The sequence below is a fragment of the Peribacillus sp. QJM3NY_7 genome (assembly GCF_056173225.1).
The window spans coordinates 5,071,028-5,088,025 of the sequence record NZ_CM149663.1; the positions used below are offsets into that span (position 1 = coordinate 5,071,028).

At 41.4% G+C, this 16,998-nt stretch carries 20 protein-coding genes and 2 pseudogenes; 7 read left to right on the forward strand and 15 right to left on the reverse strand.

Annotation, left to right across the window (positions count from 1 at the left end):
* The first annotated feature begins 13 nt into the window (after positions 1 to 13).
* Complete coding sequence (locus tag AC0VX1_RS24555) at positions 14 to 496, forward strand: divergent PAP2 family protein (protein ID WP_034310222.1); 483 nt, start codon at positions 14 to 16, stop codon at positions 494 to 496.
* A gap of 9 nt (positions 497 to 505) precedes the next feature.
* Positions 506 to 1,294, forward strand: coding sequence for a cobalamin-binding protein (locus tag AC0VX1_RS24560; RefSeq protein WP_413021786.1), 789 nt, complete (start codon positions 506 to 508; stop codon positions 1,292 to 1,294).
* A 60-nt stretch (positions 1,295 to 1,354) separates the two neighbouring features.
* Here AC0VX1_RS24560 and AC0VX1_RS24565 read toward each other — a convergent pair whose 3' ends face one another.
* The 4 genes from AC0VX1_RS24565 to AC0VX1_RS24580 form a co-directional block, all read right to left on the reverse strand.
* Entirely contained in the window at positions 1,355 to 2,047 is a 693-nt protein-coding gene (locus tag AC0VX1_RS24565) for a 3D domain-containing protein (RefSeq protein ID WP_048687644.1), read from the reverse strand.
* Between the two features lie 353 nt (positions 2,048 to 2,400).
* Positions 2,401 to 2,718 (reverse strand): YuiB family protein, encoded by a 318-nt coding sequence (locus AC0VX1_RS24570; protein WP_034310217.1) that lies wholly within the window; start codon positions 2,716 to 2,718, stop codon positions 2,401 to 2,403.
* Positions 2,719 to 2,825: 107 nt separating this feature from the next.
* Positions 2,826 to 3,305, reverse strand: a complete 480-nt coding sequence (locus AC0VX1_RS24575; RefSeq protein WP_053537405.1) for an NUDIX domain-containing protein — start codon at positions 3,303 to 3,305, stop codon at positions 2,826 to 2,828.
* A gap of 202 nt (positions 3,306 to 3,507) precedes the next feature.
* Positions 3,508 to 4,722: an NAD(P)/FAD-dependent oxidoreductase gene (locus tag AC0VX1_RS24580; RefSeq protein WP_098864800.1), complete on the reverse strand. Its 1,215-nt coding sequence runs from the start codon at positions 4,720 to 4,722 to the stop codon at positions 3,508 to 3,510.
* Positions 4,723 to 5,196: 474 nt separating this feature from the next.
* On the opposite strand from AC0VX1_RS24580, the gene AC0VX1_RS24585 reads away from it, so the two are divergent.
* Together AC0VX1_RS24585 and AC0VX1_RS24590 are read left to right on the forward strand one after the other, a co-directional pair.
* Positions 5,197 to 6,189 carry an NAD(P)/FAD-dependent oxidoreductase gene (locus AC0VX1_RS24585; RefSeq protein ID WP_034310210.1) on the forward strand — a complete coding sequence of 331 codons (993 nt, stop codon included), beginning with the start codon at positions 5,197 to 5,199 and terminating at the stop codon, positions 6,187 to 6,189.
* 133 nt (positions 6,190 to 6,322) lie between these two features.
* The gene (locus tag AC0VX1_RS24590) at positions 6,323 to 6,631 is read left to right on the forward strand and encodes a hypothetical protein (RefSeq protein ID WP_475469441.1); all 309 of its coding nucleotides are present in this window, start codon (positions 6,323 to 6,325) and stop codon (positions 6,629 to 6,631) included.
* Positions 6,632 to 6,718: 87 nt separating this feature from the next.
* Here AC0VX1_RS24590 and AC0VX1_RS24595 read toward each other — a convergent pair.
* The 4 genes and pseudogenes from AC0VX1_RS24595 to AC0VX1_RS24610 form a co-directional block, all read right to left on the reverse strand.
* Positions 6,719 to 6,817 (reverse strand): annotated as a pseudogene (locus AC0VX1_RS24595) (iron-sulfur cluster assembly accessory protein); the annotation flags it as partial.
* 152 nt (positions 6,818 to 6,969) lie between these two features.
* A complete protein-coding gene (locus AC0VX1_RS24600; RefSeq protein ID WP_475469443.1) occupies positions 6,970 to 7,308 on the reverse strand; it encodes a YolD-like family protein in 339 nt (112 codons plus the stop codon).
* Between the two features lie 215 nt (positions 7,309 to 7,523).
* Complete coding sequence (locus AC0VX1_RS24605) at positions 7,524 to 8,180, reverse strand: hypothetical protein (RefSeq protein WP_475469445.1); 657 nt, start codon at positions 8,178 to 8,180, stop codon at positions 7,524 to 7,526.
* 60 nt (positions 8,181 to 8,240) lie between these two features.
* Positions 8,241 to 8,393: pseudogene (locus AC0VX1_RS24610) on the reverse strand (SAP domain-containing protein); the annotation flags it as partial.
* Positions 8,394 to 9,067: 674 nt separating this feature from the next.
* Between AC0VX1_RS24610 and AC0VX1_RS24615 the strand changes: the two are divergent.
* A complete protein-coding gene (locus AC0VX1_RS24615; protein ID WP_475469447.1) occupies positions 9,068 to 9,253 on the forward strand; it encodes a hypothetical protein in 186 nt (61 codons plus the stop codon).
* Between the two features lie 123 nt (positions 9,254 to 9,376).
* Here AC0VX1_RS24615 and AC0VX1_RS24620 read toward each other — a convergent pair whose 3' ends face one another.
* The 3 genes from AC0VX1_RS24620 to AC0VX1_RS24630 all read right to left on the reverse strand — a co-directional run bounded on the left by AC0VX1_RS24620 (position 9,377) and on the right by AC0VX1_RS24630 (position 11,333).
* Complete coding sequence (locus AC0VX1_RS24620; RefSeq protein WP_475469448.1) at positions 9,377 to 9,886, reverse strand: hypothetical protein; 510 nt, start codon at positions 9,884 to 9,886, stop codon at positions 9,377 to 9,379.
* 507 nt (positions 9,887 to 10,393) lie between these two features.
* Positions 10,394 to 10,756 (reverse strand): HesB/IscA family protein, encoded by a 363-nt coding sequence (locus tag AC0VX1_RS24625; protein ID WP_063574759.1) that lies wholly within the window; start codon positions 10,754 to 10,756, stop codon positions 10,394 to 10,396.
* A 340-nt stretch (positions 10,757 to 11,096) separates the two neighbouring features.
* A complete protein-coding gene (locus AC0VX1_RS24630; RefSeq protein WP_034310204.1) occupies positions 11,097 to 11,333 on the reverse strand; it encodes a YuzB family protein in 237 nt (78 codons plus the stop codon).
* Positions 11,334 to 11,622: 289 nt separating this feature from the next.
* Here AC0VX1_RS24630 and AC0VX1_RS24635 point away from each other — a divergent pair, with 289 nt between their 5' ends.
* Positions 11,623 to 12,690 (forward strand): NAD(P)/FAD-dependent oxidoreductase, encoded by a 1,068-nt coding sequence (locus AC0VX1_RS24635; protein ID WP_048687320.1) that lies wholly within the window; start codon positions 11,623 to 11,625, stop codon positions 12,688 to 12,690.
* 71 nt (positions 12,691 to 12,761) lie between these two features.
* On the opposite strand, the gene AC0VX1_RS24640 is transcribed toward AC0VX1_RS24635, so the two are convergent.
* Positions 12,762 to 13,091, reverse strand: a complete 330-nt coding sequence (locus tag AC0VX1_RS24640; protein WP_413021781.1) for a YuzD family protein — start codon at positions 13,089 to 13,091, stop codon at positions 12,762 to 12,764.
* 164 nt (positions 13,092 to 13,255) lie between these two features.
* On the opposite strand from AC0VX1_RS24640, the gene AC0VX1_RS24645 reads away from it, so the two are divergent.
* The gene (locus AC0VX1_RS24645) at positions 13,256 to 13,492 is read left to right on the forward strand and encodes a NifU family protein (protein WP_034310199.1); all 237 of its coding nucleotides are present in this window, start codon (positions 13,256 to 13,258) and stop codon (positions 13,490 to 13,492) included.
* A 192-nt stretch (positions 13,493 to 13,684) separates the two neighbouring features.
* Here AC0VX1_RS24645 and thrB read toward each other — a convergent pair whose 3' ends face one another.
* Genes thrB through AC0VX1_RS24660 form a run of 3 tightly spaced genes read right to left on the reverse strand, consistent with a single transcriptional unit; the run spans position 13,685 to position 16,982 of the window.
* Entirely contained in the window at positions 13,685 to 14,629 is a 945-nt protein-coding gene (thrB, locus tag AC0VX1_RS24650; RefSeq protein ID WP_475469451.1) for a homoserine kinase, read from the reverse strand.
* Positions 14,626 to 15,687: a threonine synthase gene (gene thrC / locus AC0VX1_RS24655; protein ID WP_057278052.1), complete on the reverse strand. Its 1,062-nt coding sequence runs from the start codon at positions 15,685 to 15,687 to the stop codon at positions 14,626 to 14,628. Before thrC ends, thrB begins: the two co-directional genes overlap by 4 nt.
* On the reverse strand, positions 15,684 to 16,982 hold the full coding sequence (locus tag AC0VX1_RS24660) for a homoserine dehydrogenase (protein WP_034310194.1): 1,299 nt from the start codon (positions 16,980 to 16,982) through the stop codon (positions 15,684 to 15,686). Before AC0VX1_RS24660 ends, thrC begins: the two co-directional genes overlap by 4 nt.
* Positions 16,983 to 16,998 lie beyond the last annotated feature (16 nt).

Sequence of the window (16,998 nt, forward strand, 5' to 3'; positions counted from 1 at the left end):
AAGGCTGATACTCTTGGAATTATTACTCAACTTCCCTTTAATCGCAGCATTGATTGCCATTTTCTTTGCTCAATTCATCAAAGTGCCCATCCACTTCATAGCATTTCGCAAAGTGAACTGGTCACTCATTAACTCCACAGGCGGTATGCCAAGCTCCCACTCTGCGGCCGTGTCAGCCCTGACCGTGGCGGTAGGGATCGAAACCGGAATGGATTCCCCTGTATTTGCCGTTGCCGCGATCTTTGCAATCATCACGATGTTCGACGCGACAGGAGTGAGACGGCAGGCAGGAGAACAGGCAGCCGTCTTGAACCAGCTCGTTACCGACTTCAATACCTTTGTCGAGCAAGCAAAGAACTGGCAGAAAAAAGCAGATAAACAGAAACAGCAGCAATTAAAGGAACTGTTGGGCCATAAGCCAATCGAGGTATTTTTCGGAGCCTTGACCGGAGTATTCATTGCATTGGCACTTCACTTTTTCATCTTTCAAGGGTAGGTGTTCAATTTGAAAATAATCTCTCTTTGCCCCAGCAATACGGAACTATGCACATATCTAGGAATCGAAGATCAGCTGATCGCCATCGATGACTACTCTGATTGGCCTGAAACCCTACAGCATCTTCCTAAGGTGGGGCCCGACTTATCGATCGATATCGATCATGTGGAATCACTAAAACCCGATTTGGTGCTGGCTTCACTGAGTGTACCGGGCATGGAAAAAAACATTGTGGGGCTAAAAGAACGGAACATCCCCCATATCATCTTCAACCCGCAATCGCTTGAAGATATCGCAAAAGATTTACTGACCTTGGGCGAGGCGATGGATCTTAAGGAAAAAGCAGAGGAACAGGCAGCCAAATTCCGTGATGCCATCCTTCAATATAAAAACATCGCCGATAAAATCGAAACAAAGCCGTCCCTGTATTGGGAATGGTGGCCTAATCCCTTATTCAGCCCCGGGGGAGTTAATTGGTTATCCGAAATCAGTACGCTTGCGGGAGGATATAACCTTTTCGAGGATGTCGACATGGCAAGCATTCAAGTCACTTCCGAAGAGGTCCAAAAAAAGGATCCCGACCATATTTGCTTAGCTTGGGTCGGTGTCCCTTTACGTAAAGTAAACCCTGCGCTTGTCAGGAAACGGCAAGGGTGGACTGATATGAAGGCCGTCCGGAATAACCATATTCACATCATGGAAGAACCTTTATTCTGCCGGCCTTCCCCGCGTTTGCTGGATGGGCTGTCCATATTGGCAAAGACTCTGCATCCTGAAGCCTACAAAGGCATGCCCTAAGGGCGTCCCAAATGAAACAGAAAAGGCTGCCTCAATTGAGGCAGCCTTTCACTTTCCTCTTTAAAAAGCAAAAGAAGCTACATTCTCATTCAATGTTTTCTCAGCGATTTTCGGCTTGAATACCTGCTTGATCTTGGTTTCATTCAACCTGCTTAACTGTTGTTCGGATAATTCGCCGTTCCCTTTTTGGACAACATATACTTCAAGGGTTTTCTTTCCCCAGTTCTCGTACACATCCTGTACCGTTTCGTAGTATAGATCCAGATGATTCCCTTTGATCGCACCACCCTTGTCCGCTACAACCCCATATCCATAGCCCGGAATCCAAAGGATGGTTCCGAGAGGGAATATGGCAAGATCGGCGGCAATGGTGGAAAACAAATCCCGTTTCACCTTCACCCCTGAATATGTGATTCCATAAGATGGGCTTTCCGGGTACTTTCCGGTTGATTCATACCCTGCTGTATATCCTGTAGCCAAAACTTCATGCTTCGGGTATTTCGAAAGCTCGATTGCCTCCGCTATCGTCGTGGGACCATTGCTCGCAGATGCCGATGCCATTAGCGTTGCCACTTGCCCCCCACTATGGATCGCTTTATATTCGAGACCAAGCATTCGATGTTGTCTCATTGCCTCTTCAAAAGGATGATCTTCAGGAACTGCCCCAAAAACATGATTCAAGGTCGATTCGATGGCCAAGATAAATAATATGATAATAGCAACCCTCAAAAATAATGCCTTTACAATCTTCATATGTATCAATTCCACTCCTCTCACAAGGATATTTGTTCCCTTTACGGAGTGAAAGTATTCATAAAGCATGGAAAGAACCAATTTTTCATACAAAAAGGCTCTTTTCGTTAAGATCGTTGTTTTTAAAACATAACTATTTAAGGTTGATTGGAGCGGAAGTGCCAGACTGCCCGCGGGAGCAGCGGGACAGGTGAAGACCCCACAGGGTTTACGCCGAGGATGCTCACCGCCCCGCGGAAAGCGAGCATCTGGAGGGGAAATCAACCACACCGCACTCCTTGGTAAATAGCAACAAAGTATGCGAAAACAGCCTACAAAAAAAGGACCGTCCATAAATGACGGCCCTTCCCTTATTAAAACATTTGATATCCTTTATTCCTTAGAATCCTGATGACCACACCAGCTAAAACCGCACCAAGCAGCCCGCTTGATAAAATAATGATGTCTGCCGTATGCAGGGATGTAAGGTTCGTACCAAGATTGGAAAAAGATATTCCCGGATTCCTAAAATATTCTATTAGCTTTGTTTCATTGACAATGATGATGAAGACGATTGGAAATAAGAAGACCATGATCCACGAAGAACGAAAGAGCATATTCAGCAAAAAGCCAATTCCGAAAAACAATATGAAAAATAAGAGTATTGAGATAATTAAAACAGGCAATGGCATGTTATTCTTGACCCTCCTTAAAAGCGACACCTTTAGTTTACTGAAAAAATAATTGCTGCGTCAACGACTTATACCAAATAATACCGAAGAAAAGATAATTACCCAAATTACAAGAATAGTTTATATGATGTATATCCAAATTGATCTCCCGGATTCAACCCGTCAAGCATCGTCTGCATTCTTTCCTTTTTAAAAGCTAAAAGCTGTTCCAATAGTAACGATTGCTTCCCTTCCTTCATGAGTAAATCAGGGTGATAAAATTTAGCTTCATATAATTCATCCAATTGAGCATTTACTTCAAAACTGAGCGGTTTAAGTAAAAATATCAACATATTATCACTTATATCCCCTTTGATGACTCCGCTTCTCACTCCTACGATGCCTTCGATTTCTGTATGAATGCCCGTCTCCTCCAGCACTTCCCTTACGACAGCTTCATCGACGGTTTCATCATTTTTGACAAAACCTGCCGGAAGCGACCATTGCCCTTTCAATCCGCCATACCTTTTGTTCACGACAAGCCACTCACCTTTATCCGATATCACAAGGCCGGACACTGCCAGCCAAACATTTTTGCAACGTTCCACCAAAACCCACTTCCCCTACAATCATTATTTAGTAAAGATGATGCCAAAGATAATTTCCTTGATCAAACTTCGTCATCCCCATTATATTCCACACAAAAAAATTGCATACTCCGCTATGACACACTCATCGATGGATGGGATGCCAATGAAAAAGCCATTCAGGGACAATCCCCAAATGGCCATTATTGATCTATCAAAAAAATTAAAGAACGTTGAATTTACCTTTTTTAGCAACAAGTGAGGCTCCGCCAATCATTAACAATGCCCTGTTATCAACCATTTTCTTCATGAATGATGCAGTCTTACCTGTAACTTTCTTGCCGAAGACAACACCAATCGCATTATCTTCACCGAGTGAACATACCGTTCCTTTGTTTTCGAAGGTGAACGTTTCCAGGTCGCTTTCGTTACGAACCAATTTAGTCAGGTTCTTTGCAATGACCTCACCTTGCTGCATCGCTATTTGTGCAGTAGGTGGATATGGACGATTAATTTCCTCGTTGATGATCAAAGCGCAATCCCCTACGATGAAGATATCGTCATGCCCCGGTGCCCGCATGTCAAGGTTCACTTTAATTCGTCCGCGCATAGCTTCAAAACCGGAAGCCTCTATCACGGAGTTTCCACGTACGCCAGCTGCCCATACAACGGTGCCCGCTTTGATTTCTTCCACTTCATCTTCGCCTTTTGCCACGATGATGCCTTCAGGAGTCGCCCCCTTGATCGGTGTGCCGATTTTGAATTCCACACCTTTTTTCTCAAGGTAAGATACTGCATAATCCACCAATTCCGGATCGAAGCCAGGAAGGACGGCTGGGGCTGCCTCCACACAGTACATGCGGACCTTTTGGAAATCGATGTCGTATTCTTTACAAAGTTCAGGGACACGGTTAGCCAATTCGCCAAGGAATTCGATACCCGTAAATCCTGCTCCTCCAACAACGATCGTCAAGCGGTCTTCATTCTTTTCAGCCTCAGTACTGTACGTCGCGAATTGCAATTGGATATGGTCACGGATTTTACGTGCCGTGTTCACGTTAGAGATAGAGAAAGCATATTCTTTTAGCCCCTGGATTCCGAATGTTTCCGATTCAGGCCCAAGACCAATCACTAAGTAATCATAAGAAATTTCGCCGTTTTGAAGGATGACTTTTTTGTTCTCCGTTTTCACTTCCAAAACGGAATCCTGGATGAATTTAACTTTGCTGTTAATGACACTTTTGATTGGATAGCGCACACGATCATGATGAAGCGTTCCAGCTGATGCTTCATGCAGCCATGTTGTTTCATAGTGGTAATCATTTTTGTTAACTAATACGATTTCTGCTTCATTTTGACCTAACGCCTTCTGTAAGCGAGTAACAGTCATCAATCCACCATAACCTGCTCCTAAAACAACGATTGTTGGCTTTTTCAAAAGTATTCTTCCACCTTTACGATATTTTCTTGTGATGCTTTCCATAACTAAAATATATTGTCTATCTTTATAATTTCCATTATAAAAAGCACTCTTATACATTTGTGACGTATTTCACGTAACACTTCATAAATGTCATAAAAAATTCATAAAAAATTTACCAAATGATATCTAAGTAAATATTAGTCTTTTTCCTTACCTTTTTCAAGTAACAAACCGAACTTTTTCAGGTTAAAATATAGCCGAAAAACATTACTTTTCACCCAGTTGCGACCATATTTATACGATATGCTCAACATTGGCAAAGGGTAATTTCACCCGGATTTGAAAGCGGATACAGAGCATTCATCAGGAAACTGCACAAATATAGTCAAAACTTTCCCACTTTTCTAACTTTCTCCGTTTTTTAAAAGATCATCTATGTTAAAATAAGAGAATAAATTTCAGCAAACCTAGTATATCGGAGGGATAACGTTGGAAGTTAATGAAAAAGTTTATGATATTACAATCATTGGCGGAGGCCCGGTTGGATTATTCACTGCATTTTATGGAGGAATGAGACAGGCATCCGTAAAAATCATCGAGAGCCTGCCACAATTAGGCGGACAATTGTCGGCCCTTTATCCTGAGAAATACATCTATGATATCGCCGGTTTCCCCAAAGTGCGAGCTCAGGAGCTAGTGAATAATTTGAAAGAACAAATGGCAAAGTTCGAACAGGATGTCGTCCTGGAGCAAGCCGTTCAAGAAGTGGAAAAGCAAGCCGATGGAGTGTTCAAGTTAACGACTGATAAAGAAATCCATTACTCCAAAACGATTATCATCACAGCTGGAAATGGGGCTTTCCAACCCCGCCGCATCGAAATTGAAGATGCAAAAAAATATGAAAACGGCAACCTTCACTATTTCATCGATGACCTCAATCACTTCGCCGGCAAAAAAGTGGTCGTCTTCGGCGGTGGGGATTCAGCAGTTGACTGGGCCTTAATGCTGGAGCCGATCGCCGAGAAAGTGAGCATCATTCACAGAAGAGATAAGTTCCGTGCCCACGAACATAGTGTAGAAACACTTAAAAATTCAAAAGTGGAAATAAAGACTCCATACATACCTGCAGAGTTGATTGGTACAGACGGACGTATCCATACAATTGTCATCAAGGATACAAATGGTGACGATACAGAGACCATGGATGTAGATGCAGTCATCGTCAATTACGGATTCGTTTCTTCTCTTGGTCCCATTAAGGAATGGGGACTTGATATCCAGAAGAACAGCATTTTGGTGAATTCCAGAATGGAAACAAATATCCCGGGAATTTATGCAGCAGGCGATATTGCAACCTATGATGGCAAAGTAAAATTGATTGCCAGTGGTTTTGGTGAGGCACCCACTGCCGTCAATCACGCCAAACAATATATTGACCCAAAAGCAAAAGTTCAGCCGATGCACAGTTCTTCCATGTTTTAATTATAGTACGCAAAAACCGGCTTTCATGGCCGGTTTTTTTTGTCCCCAATTCGATGATTGTGGATAAGTTTTTTCAATTAGTTATCCACAGTGCTTACCCTTTTCATTCTATGGGTAAAGAGTAGAAGAAGCCATGAAAGGGGAATGCATCCAAGAATATTTTAATTGCAGGGGCCAACGGAACGAACGGAAAGCAGATCATTGGGGAATTATCAAAAAATTGCAAATGACCGTATACGGGATGACCAGGAAAGAGAAACAGGCTCAAACGATAAAAGAAGTCGGCGGGCATCCAATCCTTGCAGATTTAGAGGGAAATGTGGATAAAGCAGTGGATAACATGGAAGCCATCATTTTTGCCGCCGGATCCGGACCCAAAACAGGGCCGGATAAAACGACAGCTGTGGATAAGAATGGAGCCATTAAACTGGTCTCGTGTTAGGATGAGACCATCCTAATCCCTCTTGTAAAAAACAAAAAAGGGGGCACTTATTAAAGTGTCCCCTTTTTCCGATGTATTGGAGTTTACTTAGCAGTTCTCCGGCGTACCGGCATTTTTTGCCGTTTTGAAGGAAGACCCGCAACCGCATGATGCGATGGCATTTGGGTTTTCGATCGTAAAGCCTCCGTAATGGGAGACGCTGCCCCAACGGTAACTTAGTCGGTCACTGAACGATATATCACACTCGTATACTTTTTCGCACTTACGTATTTACCGTAACGTGTATTTTCTATTATTATAACGGCTGGCTAACCGGTGTACAAGTCCGAAGGGGAAATTTATTCCTTAACCTCTACCGCAATTATCTCCGCCATCTTTACGCGTTCCACTTCGTCCCCTTCCGTCTTAACCCGTACCTCCTTTTTTATCGGATCGACGTAATGTATGCGTCCAACTATTTCGTGATTAAAGCCGTCCACCCACTTAGTAATCTTCACCGCAAAATTATGTTCCATCGCGTAGCAGATACGTTGGTCGAACTCTTCATATTGAAACTCGTCAATAATCGGTTTTTGTTGTCGGTGATAATCAGTATCTAAGTCCCGTAGCATCTTCGTATATTCCGGAAGAAAGGCAGCAGGCGCCCACTTTAATTTTCCGCGGTCACGTAACGTCATATCCGTCATTCCCTTCGTATGGATAACGATATCATAACACGAACAAACGTTCTATAAACGTACAAAAGAAAACCTCGAAATAATTCGAGGCTTAGCGTACTTCAAGAGCAAAGACTTGTCCAAGTTCAGGGAGTACGAATGAATCGACATAAATCTGAAAGCTCAATTATGGAACCACTCTTGTCAAGCCGGGCGATACCACCGATTTATCCGTATTATCCCTTGTAATCAATCGGGAACTCTAGTCCATATTTATTGCGAAAGGACTTTTCGTTCATAGTTTTATTTAATCGATCGTATGCGTTAAACAACGCCTTTTCTACATTATCATCTTCATCTTTTAATGAGTAAGTAAGACAACGTAAACACTCTTCTGACGTTAAATAGTGATACTTTAAACCTGGGCTTGTTTTATCCCACGTATCAACAAAAAAGTCTTGGATATCCGATTCATCGTATTCTAAAATCTCAATTAACTTTTTAATCTGATGCTTCGAAGGTACCTCGTACATCATCAATTTGGGGTGATCTAAACGAGAACTATTACTCAATCCGCTTACGTCGATTATGTATACTCTTAAATAGTGAAATAACGAGTCCTTATATTTTCTCTCGCTTTCTAACTGCCTTGCCATATTAAGTATATCATTACGCATTAAACCGTATTTAAATTCTTCCGCATGTTTCATGTACGCTTTTTGAAATAAAGCCCACGAAACATCCCCGTTCTTCGGTTTATAGCTTAGTTTGTTGACGTGTCTAATGGTACTCGCTACGTTATACACTCCGTCTTTTGAGTCGTTTCGATGTGCAGGAACGATATAATAATACTCCTCCAGGACTTTATCGCCTTTTTCGGTTACTTTGAGCATTGGACTATCTATAAACGTATCTATTTCTTCATTTATGCAATTATCTCCGATTCTCGAGATTAATTCAGCTTTGTTCCCGCTTACTTTTAACTCTTTCGATTTCAAAATTTCTTTTAATTCTGGAAGCTTTAATGATGATAGTGATTCGATAGCCGACGCTTCTGCTACATAACCTTCTTTTAATAACTTATATAACGAACGTTGAGCGTCGATTCCATATGTTTTTCGAAATAACGAGGGAACTGCGCGTCCTTATTTTTTCCTGCTATCCAATTAATTAACAGTATTTCTCCCGGTACTAGCCCGTTCGAAAACTTTTTTGTTAGAATTGGATCAATCTCGTAAGAATATGAAACTTTTGAAGATATTTTCGAAGATGCTTCCTTGTAACTTTTTGTGCTCTGCTGAGAACCATTCCCCGAAATGACTTTCTTAATAATATTAAAGAAGCCCATGAGACCCCTCCTTTAATTTCCATAATATGTAATAATATTATATCATACTATCTGTTTCTGATAACTAAAAAAAGACTATCTTTGATGATCCCTTCTTTTTCGCGTGGGATATAGGTGTGAATTTAAGACAGCTTGTGCGAATGTATCAATACTCAGAAATATTTTTGAAATATTCGCATATGAGTATAAATACATATAACATAATTTCTGATTGTCGCTTTTGAATTTTGCGCAAGATAAAGTTTGCATAACCATCCATTTTAGGTTATAATTTACATTTGTTGTTGCGTTAGGTAGTTCATAACGTTAAAATAAATAGATAACAAAATATGGACCTAAACAAGAACCGAGCATAGCATGTAATTCACTTTAGCAAAAATAATTTCCGTTATCATTTTTGTTTAGTCTAATTAGACTAAAAGGAGGGGCATTATGAGATTTATTTATACAGGCATAGGGGTTTGGATAGTAGGGTTTATTATTAAAAGTATTTTGGATTATTCTAGATATAATGTATTTAAATGGACTGAAAATATTTTAGAGTCATTAATTTTCGCTATATTTATTACACTTATCTCATGGTTAACAACTAATAGAAAAAAAGAAATTAAGCACTAAATTTTTTAGTGCTTAATTTCTTTTTTTATCAAATGTAGTAACAATAGTGTGTCCTTCTTTCAAATAGACCAATAAATACGATGTTTTAAAGATATGAAACTATTTTTTGTGATTGATTTTTTATTATGTTTCAGAAGCAATACATTTTCCAAGAAGTATACTGAGATCTATTGCAATACCTACTACACTACCTCTTAAGCCTAGAGCTATAGCCTTTTTGGCTGCCATTTTATAATTTCTTTCACTAATATAATCGACAATTGCACCAATAGCTGCTCCAGTAATAATATCTCCATATTCGCTTTTAATCTTTTTTTCTACGCAACGATCTACTGCTGCATTCATAGGTTTTATAGTAACCTCGTCGGGGTTTGAAATAGTTTTTAACTTTTCTATTTCCGGAATTGGACCAAATTTTTCTTCAATTTTATTAGCATCAAATCCAATTACATTCCCGTTATCATCTTTTAATGCTGCTTCTTCAAAAATAAATTCTAGGTGTTTAGCTAATTCTTCGACTTTTTTACTCTCCTGATCTGTTTTTACTTTAGCGCTTGCAAAACCAGAAAAAGAAGTTGTAAATAAAACAAGTGTAAGTGCTAGTAACGAAATGTTTCTTAAAATTTTTTTCATTATTCCCTCTGCTTTCCCTATTGAATTATGTATACAATTATATATTAACATAATTATACTAAAATTACTTATTTTTTCTACAAAGGATAGTTTTCCCTAATAAGATATAAGCTAATTAAGAGCATATCTTCGAGATTGATATGCTGCTACTCGACTCAAGCTCACATAAGAGAACCTTTCTTATTGCCTTGAGCTTTTTTAAGCTTTTGGGCTTCTTTCGAATGCCCTCGCATATCTTTATTCACTTCGTTCATGCGAGATTTCCAGTCGCTATTTTCAAGCGTTAATCGAGCCCTGGCCGTTCATGCGTTTGCTGCTCCTGCCATCGTATTTCCTCCTTTCTTCGGACATAAAAAAGACGCCTCCCAACGTATCGTTAAATACGTCAAGAAGCGTCAAATATATGAGTTGATATCGAATTAGCTAGGGGTTTAGTACGTTACCCTCCTAAGAGTAAATACGTAATCCCCATCGCTTAACTTACCGATCACTGACCGTCAGCCAAACTTAGCAGTTCTCCGGCGTACCGGCATTTTTTGCCGTTTTGAAGGAAGACCCGCAACCGCATGATGCAATGGCATTTGGGTTTTCGATCGTAAAGCCTCCGCCCATCATCGTTTGCTTATAATCAATTACCGTTCCATTCAATATATCTGCATCCTCGGCATTAACAAGGATCTTAATTTCAAACTGTTCCAACTGGCTATCTTTTTCTCCGGGCTCTTGTTCAAAGCCCATTCCGTAGGATAATCCACTGCAGCCTCCGCCTTTAACGGCCACTCTTAAAAAGGAACCCTCTTCACCATTATGTTTCATCATTTCTTTTATCTGAAAAGCGGCAGCTTCCGTTATTTGAACAACTTCACTCACAATAAATCCCTCCTTCTTCTGAATATGTGAGATAGAACCATTTCTCTTTATAGTATATACCAAAGAAATTCCCGCGCTCAATTTTCCAGCTTGGAAAAATTCATATTCCCCCACCTATTTTACCAACTAAAATTAGTCTATTACAATAGGTATAGGTATAATGGATTAATTCATTGAACCCAATCCTAAAATTCGTGTCCAAAAAAATGCCCGGTAAGCCTTCCTCATCCAGATGGCCAGGAATTCAAGCGGACCCAGGAAACAACCCACCCTTTATTGCAGCACTGATAAAAAAAAGGGCTGTCCCTTCCAGGAACAGCCTTTTATCCGCCGTTGATGATTAAGACATTTCAAATTCATCAATGTACTTATATATTTTATCTACCAATTCATCCGTTGTGTCACCAAAAACCACTTCACCGTTTACAAGTGCATATAAGTTACTGGAGCATCTGCCGCAATATCCCAGGCAACCATATTCTATGATATCCAAATTCGGATCCCGCTCCAATCTTTCGAGAGCCTCCTGAGCCCCGCTGGCTAGATTGCTTACGCAAAATTCAATAATCGGGTACATTGTTTCACCTCACAGTTACTAACAACCCATCTTATTACTTTTCCCATTAACAGTCAATATTTACGCATAAAAAATAAGCCTATTTCAAGATATCGGTTGTGATTTCCTTTTATATTCGTTATACTTTTGTCGGGGTACGTAAAAAAAGAAAATTATCTAATTTTTTATTCTTACTACAAAATTGGGGTATATATATTTAATTAAACTTTTAAGGGGACCATTTGGGGGAATCCTATAGTTAAGTGCTAATCAAATTTTTCAAGAGATCAAATAAAGGGGAAAAAATCATATGAAGAATCTAGTCATACTTGGTGGCGGGTATGGTGGTATGCGCATGTTGCAAAGATTGCTGCCTAATCAGCTTCCTGAAAATGTGAGCATCACGCTTATCGACCGTAATCCTTATCACTGCTTAAAAACGGAATATTATGCTTTAGCAGCAGGTACCATTCCAGATCAGCACATCCGTGTTGCATTTCCTGAACATCCTCGCTTGAAGAACGTATACGGAGAAGTACTTTCCATCGACATGGAAAATAAACAGGTCATTATAGAAAATCAAGATCCTGTGGTTTATGATGATTTAGTCATTGGCCTTGGCTGCGAAGACAAATACCACGATATTCCTGGTGCAGACATACACACTTACAGTATCCAAACAATCGATAAATCACGCCGCACATATTCAGCTTTGAATAATTTAGGTGCCGGTGCAACCGTTTCTATCGTTGGTGGCGGACTGAGCGGTGTTGAGCTTGCAAGTGAATTGATTGAAAGCCGTTCAGATTTAAACGTTAAGCTATTTGACCGTGGACCGCATATTCTATCTGCTTTCCCAGAAAGATTAAGTACTTTTGTCGAATCATGGTTCGATAAACATACCATCGAAATCGTCCATCATTCAAATATTACGAAAGTTGAACCAAACCTTCTTTACAATGGCGACGAAGCCGTTCAAAGCGACGTCATCGTATGGACAGCTGGAATTCAGCCAAGCAAGATCATCCGCGATATGGATATTGAAAAAGATCGTCAAGGAAGAGCCGTTCTGACTCCTCAGCATTTCCTTCCTAATGATGACAGCATCTTTGTAGTCGGCGACTGCGCGAGCCTGCCTCATGCACCTAGTGCTCAATTAGCGGAGTCCCAAGCTGAGCAAATCGTCCAAGTCCTTGTGAAGAAATGGGCAAATGAACCACTTCCTGAAAGCTTCCCTACCATGAAATTAAAAGGAACATTAGGTTCCCTTGGGAAGAAACAAGGTTTTGGTCTTGTTGCAAATCGCCCAATCACCGGCAGAGTGGCACGCCTAATGAAATCAGGCATTCTGTGGATGTATAAATACCATAACGGTTGATTATAAACTGGCCCAATGAGCTGCATGCAGCCCATTCATGGGTCAGTTTTTCTTATTTCTTCCATTATATATCACACTCGCACTGAGTATCCATATTTCTCCATCGCTTCCACCACTTTTTTGAGGCGGACATTTCCTTCCGCAATGATTTCACCTTCGATGAGGACCAGTGGATAAAATAAATCTTCCTCGATCATTTTCTCGGCAAAGCTCTTTTGCTTCAATGTTTCTGGTGGGTTATACATATCTATATAGGATATTTTGAATGGCTGCTCAGGAAATTTTCTCGTTAAAGCGGCTTCAAGCCACTCGCAGGTATCTTTCGAAGAGGGGAGATTCACACAACTGGCGCAAATTTGCTCCGCTCCATACACTTCTATCTCAATATCTTTCCTTACCATACTCTTCCTCCTTCAGTTTATTATAGTTGCTTCATTTGAATAATGTTTAAAACTTCACCTGTTTCCATCATACCAGAATAATATAGATTATATTTCCGCAAAGTTACAGTTGGATTTTTTATTACCTTCGCATTATAATATGATTAGGAAAGGAGTCGATTGCAATGTCTGAACAAACAATGGAAGTTCAAGTTCAAGAAGTCCTAGATAAGCTTCGTCCGTTTCTTCTTCGTGATGGCGGTGACTGTGAACTAGTTGACGTAGAAGATGGAATTGTAAAATTACGATTACTAGGAGCTTGCGGAAGCTGTCCTAGTTCGACCATTACGCTAAAAGCTGGGATTGAGCGTGCCCTTCTTGAAGAAGTTCCTGGTGTAGTGGAAGTTGAACAAGTTTTCTAATAGCCCTTTAAATAACATGCAGCGTATGGATGAAGGATCACTTCATCTATACACGTTCAACCTTTTTTCATGCAGGCCGGAATCTTTTTGCGGACTGTAATAAAAATAAAGCTGACTCGGCTTTTGCCCTATCAAATGAATTGATACGGCTTGACACGGGTCAGCTTTTTTTATATGGCAAATGAACACGGCTCACGATTTCAAAAACTTCAATTCCTTTTTTTCCTGTTCAGAAAGGATTGCCGTATAACTTCCATCATTATCGATTTCCAATTCCCTCACATGGAATTCCGGAAATCTATCCTTCAATCCAGTGAGCAAACCTTCACTTTTTTCTGGAGATGCCAAGCATAAAACAGTTGGTCCTGCTCCGCTTAGTGCCGCACCAAATCCGCCTTCATTGTGGACGACTTCTTCAATAAGCGCTAAATGAGGGACCAACTCCGCTCGAAATGGCTGATGGAAACGATCACTTTGCATCATTTCACCAACAAGTTTCCAATCTTTCGATAGAACTCCTGCAAGCATTACATTTGCGGCTGCGCTCCCGCTTATCGCATCTTTATAGGAAAGCGAATTCGGAAGGACATTTCTTGAATCCTCAGTAAGCAATTCAAAATGGGGAATGACAGCGATCACCTTAACTCCCCCGATCGGAAATGACACGACATCCGTCCTTTCCTCCGTATGAAGGCCCACAACCAATCCACCATACACAGATGCCCCCGCATTATCGGGATGCCCTTCAAAGAGGGAAGCATGCCTATTCTTCTCCTCATTTGATAAATGAAGCTCACCAACGATGTTCGCCAATTCAATTCCCGCCACAATGGCAGAGGCACTGCTTCCAAGCCCTCGCGCCAGTGGAATTTCGCTAGATACGAAAAGCCGGCATGGGGATAGTTCCTTTCCATAGGAGGCCGCCGTTTCCTTGGCAATTTGGACGATATAATTACGGTCATCCCTTGGAAAAACAGACATTTCCTCTGAAAGCGGGACGACTTCCCAATGATCTGATGAAGATCCGTGTATTTCCAAGTAAAGTCCTAGCGCCAAGCCGATGGAATCGAAACCTGGCCCTAAGTTTGCCGTACTTGCTGGTACACGGATCAAGAACATCTCTGATTCCGCACTCATGCCTGTTTCACACCTTGCAGATGTTCTAAAATGACTTCTTCATCCATTGGCAGCAATGTAGGTTGAATCGTACTTGTATTGACTGCCACATTCGGATCCTTCAATCCATTTCCAGTCAATACAGCAACAATCTTACTTCCTTTTTTGATTTCACCGCTTTTTAATTGTTTATAGATACCTGCAATGGAAGCACATGATGCCGGCTCTGCAAATACCCCTTCTTTTTTAGCAAGGAAATGGTAGGCTTCCAGAATTTCTTCGTCTGTCACCTCATCAATTTTGCCTTTGGATTCATTTGCCGCTTCCACAGCAAACTTCCAACTTGCAGGATTTCCAATCCGGATGGCCGTTGCGATCGTTTCTGGATTTTCAATAATGCTATCCCGGACAATTGCAGCCGCTCCTTCAGCTTCGAACCCTCTCATTTCAGGAAGGCCCGTTTGTTTCGATTCGTTATATTCCTTAAAGCCTTTCCAGTAAGCCGTTATATTTCCTGCATTCCCGACTGGCAGCGCCAAAATATCCGGTGCGGAGCCGAGAGCATCACAAATTTCGAAAGCGGCTGTCTTCTGCCCTTCAATCCGGTATGGGTTGACTGAATTCACAAGAGTTATCGGTGAACTCTCACTAAGCGAACGGACGATCTTTAAAGCTTGGTCGAAATTGCCTTCGATCGAGATGATTTCCGCTCCATACATAACGGCTTGAGCAAGTTTGCCCATGGCTATTTTACCTTCCGGGATGACGACGATACAGCGCAGGTTGGCACGGGCCGCATAAGCTGCTGCAGCTGCTGATGTATTCCCTGTGGAAGCACAGATGATCGTGTCGCTGCCCTCTTCTATCGCTTTGGCGACGGCCATGACCATTCCGCGGTCCTTAAATGACCCAGTTGGATTTGCCCCTTCATATTTTACATGTAAGTCGATTCCCCACTCTTCGGATAATCGATTCAGTCTGATTAAAGGTGTATTGCCCTCCAAAAGGGTTAGTGCAGGCGTGTTTTCATTGACGGGTAATAAATCTTTATACGTGCTTATAAGTCCTTGCCAGCTCATTTGATGTCCTCTCCTTCAACTCTGTATGTGCTTTTCACTTCTCTTACCATATTGTAATCATGTAATTTCTGTATTATTTGCTCAAATGCAGCCTTTGTGGCAGTATGCGTAACTAATACGATTTCGGAAGATTCCTTTTCATCCAGCGGCAATTGAAGGATTTTATCGAATCCTACCCCGTGCTCGGCAAATAAATTCGTGATTTTGGCTAAAACGCCAACTTCATCCTGAACATGTAACCGAATGAAGAATTTAGCGAAAATTTCAGTGGCATCTTTTAATTGTTTCGGGTATTGAGGTGCAACGGCACTGCGGCCATTTACGCCCAGCCTCATATTCTTGATGACCGTCACCATATCCGAAACGACTGCAGTCGCAGTAGGAAGACTGCCAGCCCCCGGTCCGTAAAACATCGTTTCCCCTACGGCTTCCCCATAAACGTATACAGCATTATACTCATTATTTACCGATGCCAACGGATGTGCTTCCGGAAGAAGTGCAGGCTGGACACTTACGTCGACCCTATCCCCTGCCCTGGAAGCGACCCCGATCAATTTCATTGTATAACCAAGCTTCTTGCTATATCTCAAATCCTCTTCGGATATCTCGGTAATGCCCTGTACCTCAACATCATTCAAGCCAATGTTCATTGAGAACCCGAGTGTTGAAAGGATCGCCATTTTACGGGCCGCATCCAATCCGCCTACATCGGCTGTCGGATCGGCTTCAGCAAATCCCAGCTCCTGGGCTTCCTTCAATACGTCATCATAAGCTCTGCCTTCCTTGCTCATTTTCGTTAAAATGAAGTTTGTCGTTCCATTGACGATTCCCATCATTTTCGTGATGCGGTCAGAAGATAACCCATCGACAAGACCGCGTAAAATCGGAATTCCCCCTGCAACACTTGCTTCATAGAACAAGTCACATTGATTATCGGTGGCCAATTCCAACAGTTCCGGTCCATGTAAAGCCATTAGGTCTTTGTTGGCTGTAACGATATGCTTTTTATTTTTTATCGCTTCTATTAGATAGCCGCGTGTTTCTTCGATTCCGCCCATCACTTCTATTACAACATCAATCTCGGGATTCGAAAGGATATCCTCAGGATTGTCCGTTAACATTCCTTTTTCGACCGCGACAAGCCGCTCCTTCGTCGTGTCTTTCACTAGTATCTTCTTAATGGATATGGAACAGCCCACTTGATGCATGAGCTTGTCCTGGTGGCTTTCAATGATTTGTACGACTCCTGATCCGACTGTACCTAACCCCAATAAACCGATCGAGATGGCTTTCATATTTTGGTTCCCCCTT

What these genes read in the sequence shown, in the direction of transcription:
- AC0VX1_RS24565 (WP_048687644.1), bottom strand. Translation starts at nt 2,047, where the DNA reads ATGAAGATTGTAAAGGCATTATTTTTGAGGGTTGCTATTATCATATTA.
- AC0VX1_RS24570 (WP_034310217.1), bottom strand. Translation starts at nt 2,718, where the DNA reads ATGCCATTGCCTGTTTTAATTATCTCAATACTCTTATTTTTCATATTG.
- AC0VX1_RS24590 (WP_475469441.1), top strand. Translation starts at nt 6,323, where the DNA reads ATGAAAGGGGAATGCATCCAAGAATATTTTAATTGCAGGGGCCAACGG.
- AC0VX1_RS24600 (WP_475469443.1), bottom strand. Translation starts at nt 7,308, where the DNA reads ATGACGTTACGTGACCGCGGAAAATTAAAGTGGGCGCCTGCTGCCTTT.
- AC0VX1_RS24605 (WP_475469445.1), bottom strand. Translation starts at nt 8,180, where the DNA reads ATGCTCAAAGTAACCGAAAAAGGCGATAAAGTCCTGGAGGAGTATTAT.
- AC0VX1_RS24615 (WP_475469447.1), top strand. Translation starts at nt 9,068, where the DNA reads ATGAGATTTATTTATACAGGCATAGGGGTTTGGATAGTAGGGTTTATT.
- AC0VX1_RS24620 (WP_475469448.1), bottom strand. Translation starts at nt 9,886, where the DNA reads ATGAAAAAAATTTTAAGAAACATTTCGTTACTAGCACTTACACTTGTT.
- AC0VX1_RS24630 (WP_034310204.1), bottom strand. Translation starts at nt 11,333, where the DNA reads ATGTACCCGATTATTGAATTTTGCGTAAGCAATCTAGCCAGCGGGGCT.
- AC0VX1_RS24635 (WP_048687320.1), top strand. Translation starts at nt 11,623, where the DNA reads ATGAAGAATCTAGTCATACTTGGTGGCGGGTATGGTGGTATGCGCATG.
- AC0VX1_RS24640 (WP_413021781.1), bottom strand. Translation starts at nt 13,091, where the DNA reads ATGGTAAGGAAAGATATTGAGATAGAAGTGTATGGAGCGGAGCAAATT.
- AC0VX1_RS24645 (WP_034310199.1), top strand. Translation starts at nt 13,256, where the DNA reads ATGTCTGAACAAACAATGGAAGTTCAAGTTCAAGAAGTCCTAGATAAG.
- thrB (WP_475469451.1), bottom strand. Translation starts at nt 14,629, where the DNA reads ATGAGTGCGGAATCAGAGATGTTCTTGATCCGTGTACCAGCAAGTACG.
- thrC (WP_057278052.1), bottom strand. Translation starts at nt 15,687, where the DNA reads ATGAGCTGGCAAGGACTTATAAGCACGTATAAAGATTTATTACCCGTC.
- AC0VX1_RS24660 (WP_034310194.1), bottom strand. Translation starts at nt 16,982, where the DNA reads ATGAAAGCCATCTCGATCGGTTTATTGGGGTTAGGTACAGTCGGATCA.